This is a genomic window from Trinickia dabaoshanensis, from assembly GCF_002879885.1.
GTDB classification, from domain to species: Bacteria; Pseudomonadota; Gammaproteobacteria; order Burkholderiales; family Burkholderiaceae; genus Trinickia; species Trinickia dabaoshanensis.
In genome coordinates, this window is record NZ_PNYA01000004.1 from 61,041 (window position 1) to 76,305 (window position 15,265).

The 15,265-nt window shown below is 63.7% G+C and carries 12 protein-coding genes and 1 pseudogene; 5 read left to right on the forward strand and 8 right to left on the reverse strand.

Going from position 1 to position 15,265, the window contains the following annotated elements; translation table 11 throughout:
- Positions 1-8: 8 nt before the first annotated feature.
- Positions 9-1,394: an L-serine ammonia-lyase gene (locus tag C0Z18_RS05575; RefSeq protein ID WP_102644396.1), complete on the reverse strand. Its 1,386-nt coding sequence runs from the start codon at positions 1,392-1,394 to the stop codon at positions 9-11.
- Positions 1,395-1,665: 271 nt separating this feature from the next.
- Between C0Z18_RS05575 and C0Z18_RS05580 the strand changes: the two genes are divergently transcribed.
- Positions 1,666-2,736, forward strand: coding sequence for a GlxA family transcriptional regulator (locus C0Z18_RS05580; protein WP_102644576.1), 1,071 nt, complete (start codon positions 1,666-1,668; stop codon positions 2,734-2,736).
- 430 nt (positions 2,737-3,166) lie between these two features.
- Here C0Z18_RS05580 and C0Z18_RS05585 read toward each other — a convergent pair whose 3' ends face one another.
- The 4 genes and pseudogenes from C0Z18_RS05585 to C0Z18_RS05600 all read right to left on the reverse strand — a co-directional run.
- Positions 3,167-4,117 carry a choline ABC transporter substrate-binding protein gene (locus tag C0Z18_RS05585; RefSeq protein WP_102644397.1) on the reverse strand — a complete coding sequence of 317 codons (951 nt, stop codon included), beginning with the start codon at positions 4,115-4,117 and terminating at the stop codon, positions 3,167-3,169.
- A 93-nt stretch (positions 4,118-4,210) separates the two neighbouring features.
- Positions 4,211-5,197 carry a GlxA family transcriptional regulator gene (locus C0Z18_RS05590; protein ID WP_102644398.1) on the reverse strand — a complete coding sequence of 329 codons (987 nt, stop codon included), beginning with the start codon at positions 5,195-5,197 and terminating at the stop codon, positions 4,211-4,213.
- Positions 5,198-5,213: 16 nt separating this feature from the next.
- Positions 5,214-6,122, reverse strand: a complete 909-nt coding sequence (gene choW, locus C0Z18_RS05595) for a choline ABC transporter permease subunit (protein ID WP_102644399.1) — start codon at positions 6,120-6,122, stop codon at positions 5,214-5,216.
- Positions 6,115-7,401: pseudogene (locus C0Z18_RS05600) on the reverse strand (quaternary amine ABC transporter ATP-binding protein); the annotation flags it as partial. The gene choW and the pseudogene C0Z18_RS05600, both read right to left, overlap by 8 nt.
- 224 nt (positions 7,402-7,625) lie before the next feature.
- On the opposite strand from C0Z18_RS05600, the gene C0Z18_RS05605 reads away from it, so the two are divergent.
- From C0Z18_RS05605 to C0Z18_RS05620, 4 genes are all read left to right on the forward strand, one after another.
- Entirely contained in the window at positions 7,626-8,549 is a 924-nt protein-coding gene (locus C0Z18_RS05605) for a TorF family putative porin (protein WP_102644400.1), read from the forward strand.
- A 137-nt stretch (positions 8,550-8,686) separates the two neighbouring features.
- Entirely contained in the window at positions 8,687-9,463 is a 777-nt protein-coding gene (locus C0Z18_RS05610) for a CDP-diacylglycerol diphosphatase (protein ID WP_102644401.1), read from the forward strand.
- Positions 9,464-9,660: 197 nt separating this feature from the next.
- Positions 9,661-10,194 carry a hypothetical protein gene (locus C0Z18_RS05615; protein ID WP_233217116.1) on the forward strand — a complete coding sequence of 178 codons (534 nt, stop codon included), beginning with the start codon at positions 9,661-9,663 and terminating at the stop codon, positions 10,192-10,194.
- Complete coding sequence (locus tag C0Z18_RS05620) at positions 10,191-10,694, forward strand: hypothetical protein (protein WP_233217123.1); 504 nt, start codon at positions 10,191-10,193, stop codon at positions 10,692-10,694. Before C0Z18_RS05615 ends, C0Z18_RS05620 begins: the two co-directional genes overlap by 4 nt.
- A 65-nt stretch (positions 10,695-10,759) precedes the next feature.
- Here C0Z18_RS05620 and C0Z18_RS05625 read toward each other — a convergent pair whose 3' ends face one another.
- The 3 genes from C0Z18_RS05625 to C0Z18_RS05635 are packed head-to-tail and all read right to left on the reverse strand — an operon-like array spanning position 10,760 to position 15,229.
- Positions 10,760-12,766 (reverse strand): acetyl/propionyl/methylcrotonyl-CoA carboxylase subunit alpha, encoded by a 2,007-nt coding sequence (locus tag C0Z18_RS05625; RefSeq protein WP_102644403.1) that lies wholly within the window; start codon positions 12,764-12,766, stop codon positions 10,760-10,762.
- Between the two features lie 35 nt (positions 12,767-12,801).
- A complete protein-coding gene (locus C0Z18_RS05630; protein WP_102644404.1) occupies positions 12,802-13,587 on the reverse strand; it encodes an enoyl-CoA hydratase/isomerase family protein in 786 nt (261 codons plus the stop codon).
- Positions 13,588-13,621: 34 nt separating this feature from the next.
- Positions 13,622-15,229, reverse strand: a complete 1,608-nt coding sequence (locus C0Z18_RS05635; RefSeq protein WP_102644405.1) for a carboxyl transferase domain-containing protein — start codon at positions 15,227-15,229, stop codon at positions 13,622-13,624.
- Positions 15,230-15,265: the final 36 nt, after the last annotated feature.

The following is a 15,265-nucleotide window of genomic DNA, read 5'->3' on the forward strand; positions in this document are numbered from 1 at the left end:
GGGTTGAATTAGCATTCGATGACGTTCACGGCCAACCCGCCGCGAGACGTCTCCTTGTATTTGGTCTTCATGTCCGCGCCCGTCTCGCGCATCGTCTTGATGACGGAATCGAGCGAGACGTAATGATCGCCGTCGCCTTTGAGCGCCATGCGCGAGGCGTTGAGCGCCTTGATCGCGCCCATCGCGTTGCGCTCGATGCACGGAATCTGAACGAGGCCGCCGACCGGATCGCACGTCATGCCGAGGTTGTGTTCCATGCCGATTTCGGCCGCGTTCTCGACTTGCCGGGGCGTGCCGCCCATGACGGCTGCCAGCGCCGCCGCGGCCATCGAACAAGCGACACCCACTTCGCCCTGGCAGCCGACTTCCGCGCCCGAGATCGAGGCCGTTTCCTTGTAGATGATGCCGATGGCGGCCGCCGTGAGCAGGAAGTCGACGATGCCGCTTTCGTTGGCACCCGGGACGAACTTCACGTAGTAATGCAGCACGGCGGGAATGACGCCGGCGGCGCCGTTCGTGGGCGCCGTGACGACGCGCCCGCCCGCCGCGTTCTCCTCGTTGACGGCCATCGCATAGAGATTGACCCAGTCGAGCATGGACAACGGATCGCGCAACGATTCCTCCGAGCGGGCCCGCAGATGCTTCGACAGCTCGGCCGCGCGCCGCTTGACGCGCATCGGCCCCGGCAATTCGCCTTCGGCTCGGCAGCCTCGCTCGACGCAGGCTGCCATCGTGCGCCAGATTGCAAGCAGCCCTTCCCGCACTTCGGCAGCCGATCGCGAGGCGCACTCGTTTTCGAAAGCGACTTGAGCAATCGACAGGCCGCTCGCTTCGCACGCCCGCATCAGGTCGGCGCCCGTGCGGAACGGGTGCGGTACCTCGGCGCCGGCGCGCACGCCGTTGACGCGGTCGCCGTCGCGGTTGACGACGAAGCCGCCGCCCACCGAGTAATACTCCTTCTCGACGAGCAGTTGCCCGTTTTCGTCGAAGGCTTGAAAGCGCATCCCGTTCGGATGCACGACGCTCGTGCCGCTCATGAGCTTGCGGTAGAACGTCAGATCGTCCTTTTCATCGAAACGGATCGGCGAGCGCCCCATCAACGTCACCGATTTGTTCGAACGAATGCCGGCCAGCCGCGGCTCGATTACGTCCGGATCGATCGAGTCGGGCAAGTTGCCTTCAAGCCCGAGCAGCACGGCCTTGTCGGTCCCGTGCCCCTTGCCGGTCGCGCCGAGCGATCCGTACAGCTCCACTTTGACGCGCCGCACATAGTCGAGAAGATTGGCATCCTCCACATGCGATACGAAGCGGCAAGCGGCGATCATCGGTCCGACCGTATGAGAACTCGACGGGCCGATGCCGATCTTGAACAGATCGAAGACGCTGACGTTCATGGGGGCAGCCTCGCGATGACGATGAGTGTCGTTGGGTGTCGTTGGAACGTGGGTTGGAGCGGCAATCGACTTCACCGCGCTTGGACGCCAGTACACCAAAGCGTAAAATCGGCCGATAGAACAAAAACGGCATCGCCGTGGGATGCCATCGCCAAACGCGTATCCGGTGGGCGTTCGCATGCGTTTATGCGATGATTGGCGGCGAAAAAACGCAAACCCGGGAGCATATCGAGGCTACCCTGTCGTTGCGCCCTACTTATTGCCGAGCAGCATGAACGCAGTCGAATCGTCACCGCTGGTTACTACTCCCCCGCGCACCCGCATCCGGTTCGGCATCGTGCTGCTGCCGAATTTCACGTTGACGGCGTTCTCGGGTTTCGTCGACATGCTGCGGCTCTCGGCGGACGACAGCGACTTCAGCAAGCCCGTACGCTGCGCGTGGAGCGTCGTGGGAAAAACCCTCGCTCCGGTGCGCGCCAGTTGCGGGATTCAAATCACGCCGTGGGAGACGTTCGACGAGTCGGAGCCGTTCGATTACATCGTCGTCGTGGGCGGATTGCTGCATTCCGGTCCCCAAGCGGACGACGATACGCTGGCCTTCATTCGTCGTGCCGCGACCAATGGCGCGACGATGGTCGGTATTTGCACGGGGGTGTTTACGCTCATGCGGGCCGGCGTGCTCGATGGCCATCGCGTATGCGTGAGTTGGTTTCACTACTGGGATTTCATCGAGCGCTTTCCGCATACCGACGTGCAAATGCTGGTGGCCGATCGCCTATTCGTGATCGACCGGCGGCGCATTACGTGTTCGGGGGGACGCGCGTCGATCGATGTGGCCGCCGCTATTTTGCTGCGGCATTTCGATCATGCGACGGTGCAAAAGGCGCTGCGGATTTTGCTCGTTGGAGAAATGCAAAGCGGCAACGCCCCGCAGCCTCATCCGCCGGGGCTCGAGCCGGCCACGCATCCGAAGATCAAGCGCGCGATCTTGCTGATGGAGCAGCACCTGGGGCGTGCGTTGACGCTCGAGGAATTGGCCGGCAAGCTCGATTTATCGCCGCGTCAGTTGGAACGGCTTTTCAAAGCGCAAACGGGTAAGTCGCCGCAGACGTTCGCCAAGCATGTGCGGCTGCGCACGGCGGCTTGGTTGCTCACGAGTTCCGATCGAACGGTGGCCGATATCGCATCGAGTTGCGGCTTTTCCGATGCCTCGCATTTGGGGCGGGAATTCCGCAAACAGTACGGGATGCCGCCCGTGGCGTTTCGAGAACAGCGCGCGGGAAGCGCGCCGGACGAGCAGGTTTGTGACGAGTATTTTTTGGCCTCGGGGGCGGGTGTCTGACTTGTTGATTTCTACTCTCTTCTCTTTTGCGTCGCCGCACGGCGCTTGGCTAGGATTTCCCTGAGCGGGCGGAGCCGTCCGAACTCCTCGTCGCTTAGCTCCCGAGTGTCCGGGTCCGCAGCGATACCGAGCCGAATCGCCGCATCTTCTTCTTCAGTCGGATAGACGAATTCACGGTTTCCGCTCATAGCGGTGGGCCCTCGACAAAAGCTGTCCATGATGGATCCGCCCGACGTCGGCTGGCCGTTTCGCCGTCGGAATCGGAATGAATTACCCCGATCGTATCCCACGCCCGCTTCGCCCGAACACCGTATACCCTGGGTTAAAACAAAAACGGGCCGAACGGCCCGTTTCAAATTGCTGCATCGAGTAAGACCACCCTACCGCAGCGATGCGAATATCGTCCGCCCCCGGGGGCGAACGTCCGCCTTCAATGCGACGCGATATACGACTTCACCGCGGCCAGTCCATCCTTGCCGTCGAACGTCGTCACGCCCGCGAGCCACTTGTCGAGTACCTGCGGGTTCTTCTTCAACCACGCGGTGGCCGCCTTGTTCGGGTCTTGCTTGTCCATGATCGGCATCATCACGTGGTTTTCGATATCCGTCGTGAAGTGCAGGTTCGACACGAGCTTCGCCGCATTCGGACAACGCGTCGAGTAATCGGGCGGCGTGGCCGTGAAGACCTTCGCCTCGCCGTAATTCGGCCCGAACACCGCATCGCCGCCATTCAGATAGTCGATCTTCATCTGCACGTTCATCGGGTGCGGCTCCCAACCGAGGAAGACGATCCATTGCTTCTCGCGAATCGCCTTGTTCACCTGCACGAGCATGCCCGCTTCGCTCGATTCGACGAGCTTGAACTTGCCCAGCCCATACTGATTGCCCGTGATCATCTTCTGGATCAACGCGTTGCCGTCGTTGCCAGGCTCGATACCGTAGATGCGCCCGCCGAGTTTATCGGCGAACTTCTGAATATCGTCGAATGACTTGAGGCCCCCGTTGTAGACGTAATCGGGCACGGCGAGCGTGTATTTCGCGCCGGTCAGATTCGGCGTGCCGAGCACTTCGATCTGCTTCGCCTTGACGAACGGTTCGATCATCGGGTCCATCGTCGGCGACCAATAGCCGAGAAATACGTCGATCTGCTTGCTCTTGATACCGGCGAACGTGATCGGCACCGACGCGATCGTCTTCGTCGGGTTGTAGCCCAGCCCCTCGAACACCGCCGAGGCGAGCCCCGTCGTGGCCGCGATATCGGTCCAGCCGACGTCCGCGAAGCGCACGTTGCGGCACACGGCCGAATCCGAGGCATAAGCACTCGTCGTGACCAGGGCGGCCGCAGCCAAAGCCCAGCCTGCTTTCGTCAAGCGTTGGTTCATTAGACTCTCCTCAATCGCGCAATTATGTCGGCTCATCGCCGTTTTCAAAAATACTTCGACGTATTACAAGGACTCCTAAACATCGACTTCGAATCAATTGACTTGCCGGCGTTCGCGGCTCGGCGCGTAACCGAATTGCGCCCGGTACGCCTTGCTGAAGTGGCACGGCGACTGAAACCCGCACACACTGGTTACGCGTGCGATCGAAGCATCGGTCGTGCGCAGCAGGTCGCGCGCGCGCCGCAATCTCAGCGATAGGTAGTAATGCGTCGGCGACACGTCGAGGTACACCTTGAACATGCGCTGCAAGTGCCGTTGCGACAGCCTCACGAGCCGCGCGAGTTCTTCGAGCGAGAGCGGCTCCTCGATGTTCGCCTCCATCAGCCGCACGACCTCGATCAGCTCCGCCCGTGAAAATCCGATGCGGGCATCGACGGGAATCGGTTGATGATCGTTGGCGCTGCGGATGCGTTCGAGAATGAATTGCGCCGATACCTGCGCGGCGAGATCGCGCCCGAGCCGCTCGCCCACCAGGTGCAACATCAAATCGAGCGGCGCCGTGCCGCCCGTGCACGTCATTCGATCGCGGTCGATGACGAAGAGCTCGTCGCGGAACTTCACGCGCGGAAACTCGTTGTGCAGCGACGACATATCCTCCCAATGCACCGTGCAGCGATAGTCGTCGAGCAGCCCCGCGCTCATCAAGGCGTAGGCCCCCGTGCAAATGGCGCCTAGCTGCACCCCGCGCGCGCCGAGGTCGGCCAGCAGCGCCTTCACGCGCGTATCCACGGCGCTACGAATCTGAGTACCGCCGCACACGATCAAGACATCGGGGACGCCGGCCTCCTCGAGAGTGCGCGTCGGCGTGACCGTCACGCCGTTGCTGGCGCGCACCGGCACGCCGTCGCTCGAGACGACCGACCAGCGGTAGTGCGTCCCGCGGCTGACGTAGTTCGTCATCCGCAGCACCTCGACGGCGCTCGTGAAAGCGATCATCGAGAAGTTGGGCAGCGTCAGAAACCCGAAATGAACGGGCCTCGACTCCACGGGTTCGGGCTGCATCACGGTGGCCGGCGTCATGCTTGCCTCGCGCAGGTCAGCTTTGCGTCATCGGTTGCTGGGCACCGGCGCGCAACCGCATCACGCTGCGCAGGCCTTTGAAGCGCGGCGCGTTCGCCATTCCGGGCGTGCGGCCGAAGCTTTCGGTGATGCGATCCAACACGATCGCGAGCAGCACGACCGACAAGCCGCTCTCGAAGCCCAAGCCGATATCCAAGCGCTGAATGCTCGCGAGGACATCGTTGCCGAGGCCGCCCGCGCCGACCATCGACGCGATGATCACCATCGAGAGGGCCATCATGATCGTCTGGTTCACGCCCTGCATGATCGAGGGCAACGCGTTGGGAAACTGCACTTTGTAGAGCAATTGCCACGGCGTGCAGCCGAATGCCTGCCCCGCCTCGACGATCTCTCGATTGACGTGGCGAATGCCGAGACTCGTAAGGCGCACCGCGGGCGGCATCGCGAACACGACCGTCGACAAGATGCCCGGCACGCGGCCCAGACCGAACAGCATGGCGGCCGGAATCAGGTAGACGAACGCCGGCATCGTCTGCATCAGATCGAGGATGGGCCGCACGATCACGGCCACGTGCTTGTCCTTGGCGGTCCAGATGCCCAGCGGAATGCCGAACACGAGGCTGATCAACGTCGAGGACAGCGTCAGCCCCAGCGTGATGACGGTCTGATCCCAGAAGCCGGTGGCATAGATGAGCAGCAGCGAGAGCAGCGTAAATAGCGCAAAGCGCCAGCCGATGCGCCACAGGCCGACGCCGACGAAGACAGCCATCAACGCCCACATCGGGATAGCTTGCAGACCGTGTTCGACGAGACCGGCGAGACCGTCGATCCCGCGGCCGATCATATCGAACGTTTGGCTGTCATGATCGAGCAGATAGTGGACCGATTCGTCGACCCAAGTGCCGAGCGGGATGAGTTCAGACATGGGAGCCTCTCGTACGCGTGATGGCTTTCAGAACAACGGCGCGATCGACCGAGCCGCAATAACAGCCGTCGTCGTCGACGACCGGGAGCGCGCGCGTATGCGCGACGACGCGCGAAACGACATGCTCGAGCGTCGCGCTGCGCGCGATGCACTCCACCTGCGCGACGCTCGGTGCACTCTGTCCCAGCGCGTCACGTGTGACGAAACCACGGATTTTTCGTTCGGCATCGAGCACGAACGCAAAATCCGCACTGCCGTTGAGGGACGCGGCCACGCCGGCCGCATCGAGTTGGCGCACGAGCGGAACGGCATCGGTTTGCATCAGATCTCCCGCCGTCAAATAACGGCTCGTATCGACGCCCTCGAAGAAGGCGCGTACGTAGTCGTTGGCCGGGCGGCTGATGATCTCTTGCGGCGTGCCGAGCTGCACGAGGCACCCGCCTTCCATGATCGCGATGCGGTTACCGATACGCAGCGCCTCTTCCAGATCGTGCGAAACGAACATGATCGTGCGGCGCTGCTCTTTTTGCAGTTGCAGCAAAACGTTTTGCATTTCCTTGCGCTTGAGCGGATCGAGTGCCGAGAAAGCTTCGTCCATGATCATCAGCGAAGGATTCACGGCCAGCGCCCGCGCCAGCCCCACGCGCTGCTGCATGCCGCCCGACAATTCGGCGGGCAGCTTGTGGGCGAACGGCGCAAGCCCCACCTGCTCGAGCACCGCCATGGCGCGCGCCTCCCGCGTTTTGCGGGCGATGCCGGCCACTTCGAGGCCGAAGGCGGCGTTCGAGAGCACGGTGCGCTGCGGCATCAGCGCGAACGACTGAAACACCATGCTCATATCGGTGCGGCGCAGCGCGGTCAAATCGCTGCGCCGCGCCGTGGCGATGTCGCGGCCGTCGATCAAGACCTTGCCGGCCGTCGGATCGACGAGCCGATTGATCAGGCGAATCAACGTCGACTTGCCGGAGCCCGAGAGCCCCATCAAGACGAATATTTCGCCTTCCTGAACATCGAACGAAACGTCGTGCACGCCGACGACCTGCCCTGTGCGAGCGAAGATTTCATCCTTCGTCGCACCGGCCGCCAGCATATCGAGCGCTTGCTTAGGGTTTGCACCAAACACCTTGCATAGACCCTGCACCATCACCTTCGGTGAACTCATCTCTTCCGTCTCCTTGCGGCAGGCCGACGCCTGCACAGTCTGCCTACATGGTTGCCAGAAAAATCCCCGTGCGGCCGACGAATTCCGACGCACGCTTGCGAAAATGCGACACGAGCGGTTTCGCCGCTGCGGCCGCCATTCACGCCGAGCGCCGTAGCATAAGGCTCCGAGGCTCGAATGCAACACTCGTATGCGTGACCCGTGTCGCGAAACGACAGATTCCCGTCCAAAAATGCGTGCGCACCGCGCATATCGGCTGGCAATACTCAGCCAACCGGATCCGTACCTGATTGGAATCCGGGCAGGTCGCGAGACCGATTACAACGACGACGGAGCGCACTATGAGTCAACGCAAGACCCAGTCACGCCTATCGTCCGCTGCTCTCGGCAGCGCGGCGCTATTGATCGGATCGCTGCATGCGAGTGCCGCACTCGCGCAAACGGCCGATACCACCGGAACGAACGCTGCGGCACCGGCCGCCACAGCACCGGCTGCCGCAGCACCGGCTGCCGCAGCATCGGCCCCGAGCGCCGCCGCACCGGCCGCGTCGCCGTTCACGGCCAACGTCACCCTTGCATCGCAGTACGTCTCGCGCGGCTTCCGCCAAACGTGGGGCAAGCCTGCCATTCAAGGCGGCTTCGACTATACGAATCCGAACGGCTTGTTCGCGGGCACATGGCTCTCGACCGTCAGCAGCAAGTTCATCGAAGGCGGCAGCGTCGAATGGGATCTATACGGCGGCTATGGCGGCTCGCTCGGCGATCTGTCGTATACCGGCACGGTGTACTACTACGTGTATCCGGGCGCGCGCATGTCGGCCAGCGCGACGAACTACAACTACGGCGAGTTCGTCGCCGCGCTGACGTACAAGTGGTTCACCGCCAAGTACTGGCTTACTTATACGCCGAATTACTTCGGTTATGACAGCCAATCGCTCGGCGTTGGCAGCGGCCAAAACAGTCGCGGCTCGGGTTACCTCGACTTGAACACGAACATCGACCTCACGCACGGCGTCTCGTTGCTGGTCCACTACGGCTGGCAACGCGTGCAGAACTTCTCGGCCTACAACTGGCAAGACGCGAAGGTCGCCGTCTCCAAGACGTTCGACGGCGGCTGGACGCTGACCGGCGCGGTGACCAAGGGCTGGGGCGCGACGAACGTCTATGACCGCTACACGACCGGGGCGCCCGATTCGTCGGGCAATATCGCGGTGTCCAACCCGTTGCAAACGACGTTCTTCGCAACGCTCACGAAGGTGTTCTAAATTTGTCGAATCACCCGGCGCACCGCCCTCGACGGCGGCGGTGCGCCGGCGGACGGCGTCTGCTCGGCCGGACGCCGTCCGTTTTCGTTTCATGCCAGAATTGCCGCGTCTCGCAACCTGCCCGCACGCGACAAGCCATGTCCCTTTCGTTGCGATCGCCCCGACGATCCTTCATCCTCGCCGCATGCGCCGCGCTGTTCGCGGCCGGCTGCTCGGTACTCGCGGCCGCCGACCCCAACGCGCTGTGGCAGATCGTCGATCTCGACTGCGTGCCGGCCGCGCGCACGACGGGAAAAACCGGCATCTGCGCGACCGTCGATCTGCCGGGACGCTATGCGTTATTGAAAGATCGATCCGGCGTCGCCCAGCACCTATTGATTCCGACCGACCGGATCTCGGGCGTCGAAAGTCCCCTGCTGCTCACGCCTAACGCACCGAATTACTGGGCCGATGCGTGGGACGCGCGCCGTTACGTCGAGGCCGCCTTGAAGCGCGCCCGGCGCGCGCCGCTCCCCGACGATCGAATCGGTCTCGAGATCAATTCCGCCATGCGCCGCTCCCAGGAGCAATTGCATATCCATATCGACTGCATGCATGCCGATGCGACAGCCGCGCTCGCCCGGCACCGCGAAGACCCGCCGCGAGTGTGGACCTGGGACACGATCGACGGCACCCGCTATCGCATCATGCGCATTCCGGGTCCGGCGTTCGACTTCAATCCCTTCGATCTCGTCGCCGGCGCCAGGTCGAGCCCCGACGTCATGGCGAGCCAAACGATCTTCGTGACGGGTGCCGGGGCATCGGCCTCCGAGGCAGGCTGGCTAGTCCTCAACAGCAGCCTGGATACCGACGGCGGCACAGGCTCCGCCGAAACGCTCCTCGATCATGGATGTACGGCAGCGGCCCCGTTGTAATCGAATAGCCGATTCAACTCGCCGTTTGCAATTTTTTGCATTTTTTGACTGCCATTATCCAATCCGATCCTGCAAAATGCCGCGGCAATGCACGCGCCGCGCGGTTTGCGGCGGGCCAAGGGAGTCGACCCGCTAGGCGGCTTGCTTCGTGCTATCCGAAAGCCAATGCAAAAAGTAAGAACCAAGAGGCAGGCAACATGCAATTCACCAAGCAGCGGTTTGCGATCGCCGTACTGGCCGCGGCGGCCATTGCGAATCTGAACGCTTGCAGCTCGTTGTACGGCGAAAGCGCCTCGGCCGGTGCCGGTATTGCCGGCGCCGCCCTGGCGGCCAAAGTCACGCGGAACGCGGCCGTGGCCACCGGTATCGGCCTGGGCGCCGTCGCCGCTGCGAAAGCCGGCGTGCAATACACCGAGCGCGTAGTACACCGAAACACGCAAAACTCCATCGCCGCGGTGGCGGGGCCGCTTGCGGTCGGCGCGGTCGCACCATGGGACGTGGAGCACACAGTAGCGATCGAAGCCGACGAACACGGCCGCGTGACCGTGAGCCGCACGATCAGCACCGGCGCGCTCGACTGCAAGGAAATCGTATTCTCCGTCGATCAGGACGCGACGAAGAAGGAGCCCGCCTCGAGCGCCTTCTACGTCGCATCGATCTGCCGGGACGGCAATGCATGGAAATGGGCCTCGGCGGAACCCGCTACCGAACGCTGGGGTGCCCTGCAATGAGCGCGCGCATGATGCTGGCCGCGCTCGTATGCGCCGGCGCCGGCGCGGCGCTCGCCGGCTGCTCGTCGATCGGGGCAGCCAGCGGCGCGGCCGCCGGTGTCGCGACGGGCGTCGTCACCTCGAATCCGGCGGTCGGAATCGGCGTGGGTATCGCCGTGCAGGCGGCGACGGACGAAGCCGTCAACCGCTATATGCTCGTCATGCATCGAGATCAGCAAGACGCGATCGCCATGCTGGTCGGCGAGATGCCCGTAGGCGCAGCTCAGCCGTGGCGAGTGAGCCACACGCTCCCGATCGAGAACGGCCATGGGGAAGTGCGTGTGATCCGCGCCTTCGACACCGCATTGACGAGTTGCAAGGAATTCGCCTTCTCGGTCGTCGACGGCGACAAACCCGATGCGAAGGTCGATTGGTTTACCGCAAGTGCGTGCCAACAAGGCGGACGGTGGAAGTGGGCGTCGGCCGAACCCGCGGTCGAGCGCTGGGGTACGTTGCAATGACTTTGCAATGACGATGGGGCACCGGCGCGTTCGATGGCGAACGCGCCGGTGCCCCCGGGTTCGGCTTACTGCGCTTCCATGACCAGCAACTGCGCGCCGTCAGCCACTTGATCGCCCACGGCGTAAAGCACTTCCGCAACGGTGCCCGATGCCGGCGCGCCGATCGTATGCTCCATCTTCATCGCTTCCATCACGATCAGCGGCGCGCCCTTCTCCACGACCGCGCCCGGCTCCACGAGCACTGCGATGACTTTGCCCGGCATCGGCGCCGTCAACCGCCCTTCGCCGTGCTCCGCGTCGGCCGCGTGCGCCAAGAGGTTCTGCCATTCGAACGTGAGCGCGGAACCTTGGCAGAAAACGTGGAAAAGATCCCCGTCGACGAATACCCGCCCGGTGATACGCGCTTCGCCCAAACGCGCGCCGAAGGTATGCGGCTCGCTCCCGCGCCACCAGTCGAAGGTTTCACGCGCACCGTCGTGTTCGAGCGTACGCGTCTCACCCTCGCGCCCATAGACGACCTGAAACGCGTGCTCGTTGTCCGTGTCGCGCCATTCGATCGTTTGTCGATAGCTGCCGTTCAAGCGCCAATGCGACAACCCATCCCACGGCGAGGCGCCATGCGCGAGCCCGCCTTCGCGCGTGAGCAGCGCGCCGCATGCGAGCGCCAACGCTTCCTTGAATGGCTTCTCGACGGGCGCGAACAGCGCCGCATGATGGCGTTCGATAAGCCCGGTATCCAAATCGGCCGTTGCAAATGGTTCGCTTTCGACGATGCGCTGCAGGAACGCCACGTTCGTTTGCGGACCCACGGCCTCGCACGCCTGCAACGCCCGGCTCAAACGCGCGAGCGCTTCCGCGCGATCGGCGCCGTGAACGATCAGCTTAGCGATCATCGGATCGTAAAACGGCGTGATCGTATCGCCTTCGCGCACGCCGCTGTCGATCCGAACCGGCGCGCGCGTGGGCGAGCCGATCGCGAATTCGACGCCTTCGGGCATGCGCAGATACTTGAGCGTGCCCGTCGAAGGCAAGAAGCCGCGCGCCGGATTCTCGGCATACACGCGCGCCTCGATCGCATGGCCGTCGATCCGCAATTGATCCTGCCGCAACGGCAACGGCTCGCCGGCCGCGACTCGCAATTGCCATTCGACGAGATCTTGCCCCGTGATCATTTCCGTCACCGGGTGCTCGACCTGCAAGCGCGTGTTCATCTCCATGAAGTAGAACGCGCTGTCGGTCATGATGAATTCGACCGTACCCGCGCCTACGTACGAGACGGCGCGCGCGGCGGCGACGGCCGACTCGCCCATCGCGCGGCGCACTTCGTCGGCCAGACCCGGCGCCGGCGCCTCCTCGAGCACTTTCTGATGGCGGCGCTGGACCGAGCAATCGCGGTCGAACAAATACACCGCGCCGCCGTGCTTATCGGCGAACACCTGCACCTCGACGTGGCGCGGCCGCGTCAAATACTTTTCGATCAGCACGCGATCGTTGCCGAAGCTGCTGGCCGCTTCGCGCTTGCACGAAGCCAACGCTTGCGCGAAGTCCTCGCTCTTCTCCACGACGCGCATGCCCTTACCGCCCCCGCCCGCGCTCGCCTTGAGCAGAACCGGATAGCCTATCGCGTCGGCTTCGCGCTGGAGCAGCTCCGCGTCTTGCTCGTCGCCGTGATAACCCGGCACGAGCGGCACGGCCGCCGCGTGCATCAACGCCTTGGCCGCGGCCTTCGAGCCCATCGCGGCGATGGCGGAAACCGGCGGGCCGATGAATACGAGGCCCGCGGCCTCGCATGCCTGCGCGAAATCCTCGTTCTCCGAGAGAAAGCCGTAGCCCGGATGGATCGCTTGCGCGCCCGTACGCACGGCGGCGTCGATGATGCGCTCGATGCGCAGGTAGCTCTCGCTCGCCGCGGCACCGCCGATATGCACCGCCTCGTCGCACGCCGCGACGTGCTTGGCGTTGGCATCGGCATCGGAATACACCGCGACGCTCGCGATGCCTAGCCGCTTGCACGTCGCCGCCACACGGCAAGCAATCTCGCCGCGATTTGCAATCAGAATCTTGTTGAACATGGAATGTCTCGCAATGGAGCGGCTATCGGTTGCGGTCAATCACGCCAAGCCGGCGCGCGTTTTTCGAGGAACGATGCAACGCCCTCGCGCCCCTCGTCGCTCGCGCGTATCCGCGCGATACGGCGAGCGGTATCGTCGATCAAAGCTTCGTCGAGCGGACACCCGGCGACGTCCTGCACGAGGCGCTTCGATTCGCGCACGGCCTGTGGCCCGTTCGCGCACAGCGCGGCCGTGATCTTTTGGATCGTGGCGTCGAGCGTATCGGCCGTGGCCATTTCATGCACGAGCCCGAGGCGCTGCGCGGTCGCGCAATCGAACGGCTCGGCCGTCGTGAAGTAGCGGCGCGACGCACGCTCGCCCAGCGCACGCACGACGTACGGAGCGATCGTCGCGGCAATCAGACCGAGACGCGCTTCCGATAGACAGAACCGCGCGCTATCGACGGCCACGACGATGTCGCACGCCGCGACCAGACCCACGCCGCCCGCGAACGCATCGCCCGACACGCGGGCGACGACGGGTTTGGACACACGATAGATGGCCGCGAGCATGTCGGCGAGACGCCGTGCGTCGACGCGGTTCTCCTCGTCGGAGAACGCCGCCATCTTCTTCATCCAGTTCAAATCCGCCCCCGCGCAAAACGCGGGACCGTTGGCGGCCAGCACGATCGCGCGCACGTCTTCGCGCGCATTGAGCTTCGCGAACACATCGGTCAACTCGGCGATCGTCGTTTCGTTGAAGGCGTTGCGCACGTCCGGGCGATTGAGCGTGACGGTTGCCACGTGCCCCGCGAACGCCATTTCCAGCATGCTGTAATGCATTGACATTGATCGTCTCCGTGCGAAGGACGACGCCTTACATTCTGAACACGCCGAAGCGCGTGTCTTCGATCGGCGCATTCATCGCGGCCGACAACCCTAAGCCCAGCACGTCGCGCGTCTGCGCGGGATCGATGACGCCGTCGTCCCAGAGCCGCGCGCTCGCGTAGTACGGGTGCCCTTGGTGTTCGTATTGTTCGCGCACCGGCTTTTTAAAGGCCTCTTCCTCCTCGGCGCTCCACGTACCGCCCTTCGCTTCGATGCCGTCGCGCTTGACGGTGGCGAGCACCGACGCGGCCTGCTCGCCGCCCATCACCGAGATGCGCGCGTTCGGCCACATCCACAGGAAGCGCGGCGAATACGCGCGGCCGCACATGCCGTAGTTGCCGGCCCCGAACGAGCCGCCGATGATGACGGTGAACTTCGGCACCTTCGCGGTGGCGACGGCCGTCACCATCTTCGCCCCGTTGCGCGCGATGCCTTCGTTCTCGTACTTGCGGCCCACCATGAAGCCCGTGATGTTTTGCAGGAACACGAGCGGAATCTTGCGCTGGCAGCACAACTCGATGAAGTGCGCGCCCTTTACGGCCGATTCGGAGAACAAGATGCCGTTGTTCGCGACGATGCCGACGGGGTGCCCCCAGATATGGGTGAAGCCCGTGACGAGTGTCGTGCCGAAACGCGCCTTGAATTCGTCGAACTCCGAATCGTCGACGATCCGCGCGATGACTTCGCGCACGTCGAACGGCTTGCGCGTATCGGCTGGAATCACGCCATACAGGCTTTGCGCGTCGTAGCGCGGCGGCTTCGGCTCGCGCATCGCGACGCTCGGCTGCTTCGTGCGATTGAGCTTACCGACGATGCCGCGCGCCAATGCGAGCGCGTGGGCGTCGTTTTGCGCGAGATGATCGACCACGCCCGACAGCCGCGTGTGGACGTCGCCGCCGCCGAGGTCTTCGGCGCTCACTTCCTCGCCCGTAGCCGCTTTCACGAGCGGCGGGCCGCCCAGGAAAATCGTGCCTTGATTCTTGACGATGATCGATTCGTCGCTCATGGCGGGCACATAGGCACCGCCGGCCGTGCACGAGCCCATCACGACGGCGATCTGCGCGATGCCCGCGGCCGACATGTTCGCTTGGTTGAAAAAGATGCGGCCGAAGTGATCGCGATCGGGAAAGACGTCGTCTTGATTAGGCAGGTTCGCGCCGCCCGAATCGACGAGATAGACGCACGGCAACCGATTCTCGGCCGCGATCTCTTGCGCCCGCACGTGCTTTTTGACCGTCATCGGGTAGTACGTGCCGCCCTTGACCGTGGCGTCGTTACAGACGATCACGCACTCTTGCCCCGCGATCCGGCCGATGCCGGTGATGATGCCGGCACCCGGCGCGGCATCGTGATACATCGAGAAGGCGGCGAGCTGAGAGAATTCGAGGAAAGGCGTCCCCGGGTCGAGCAACTGCGCGATACGATCGCGCGGCAGCAGTTTGCCGCGCGAGACGTGCTTGTCGCGCGCGGCTTGTCCGCCGCCTTGCGCGAGGTGGGCCACCTTCGCGCGCAGATCGGCGACGAGCGCCTCCAGCGCGGCGGCGTTCGCTCGGAATTCGTCCGAGCGCGGGTTCAACTTGCTTTCGATGATCGGCATAGGGCTCGATGCTCCGTCGCGAAGAACGTACTTAAA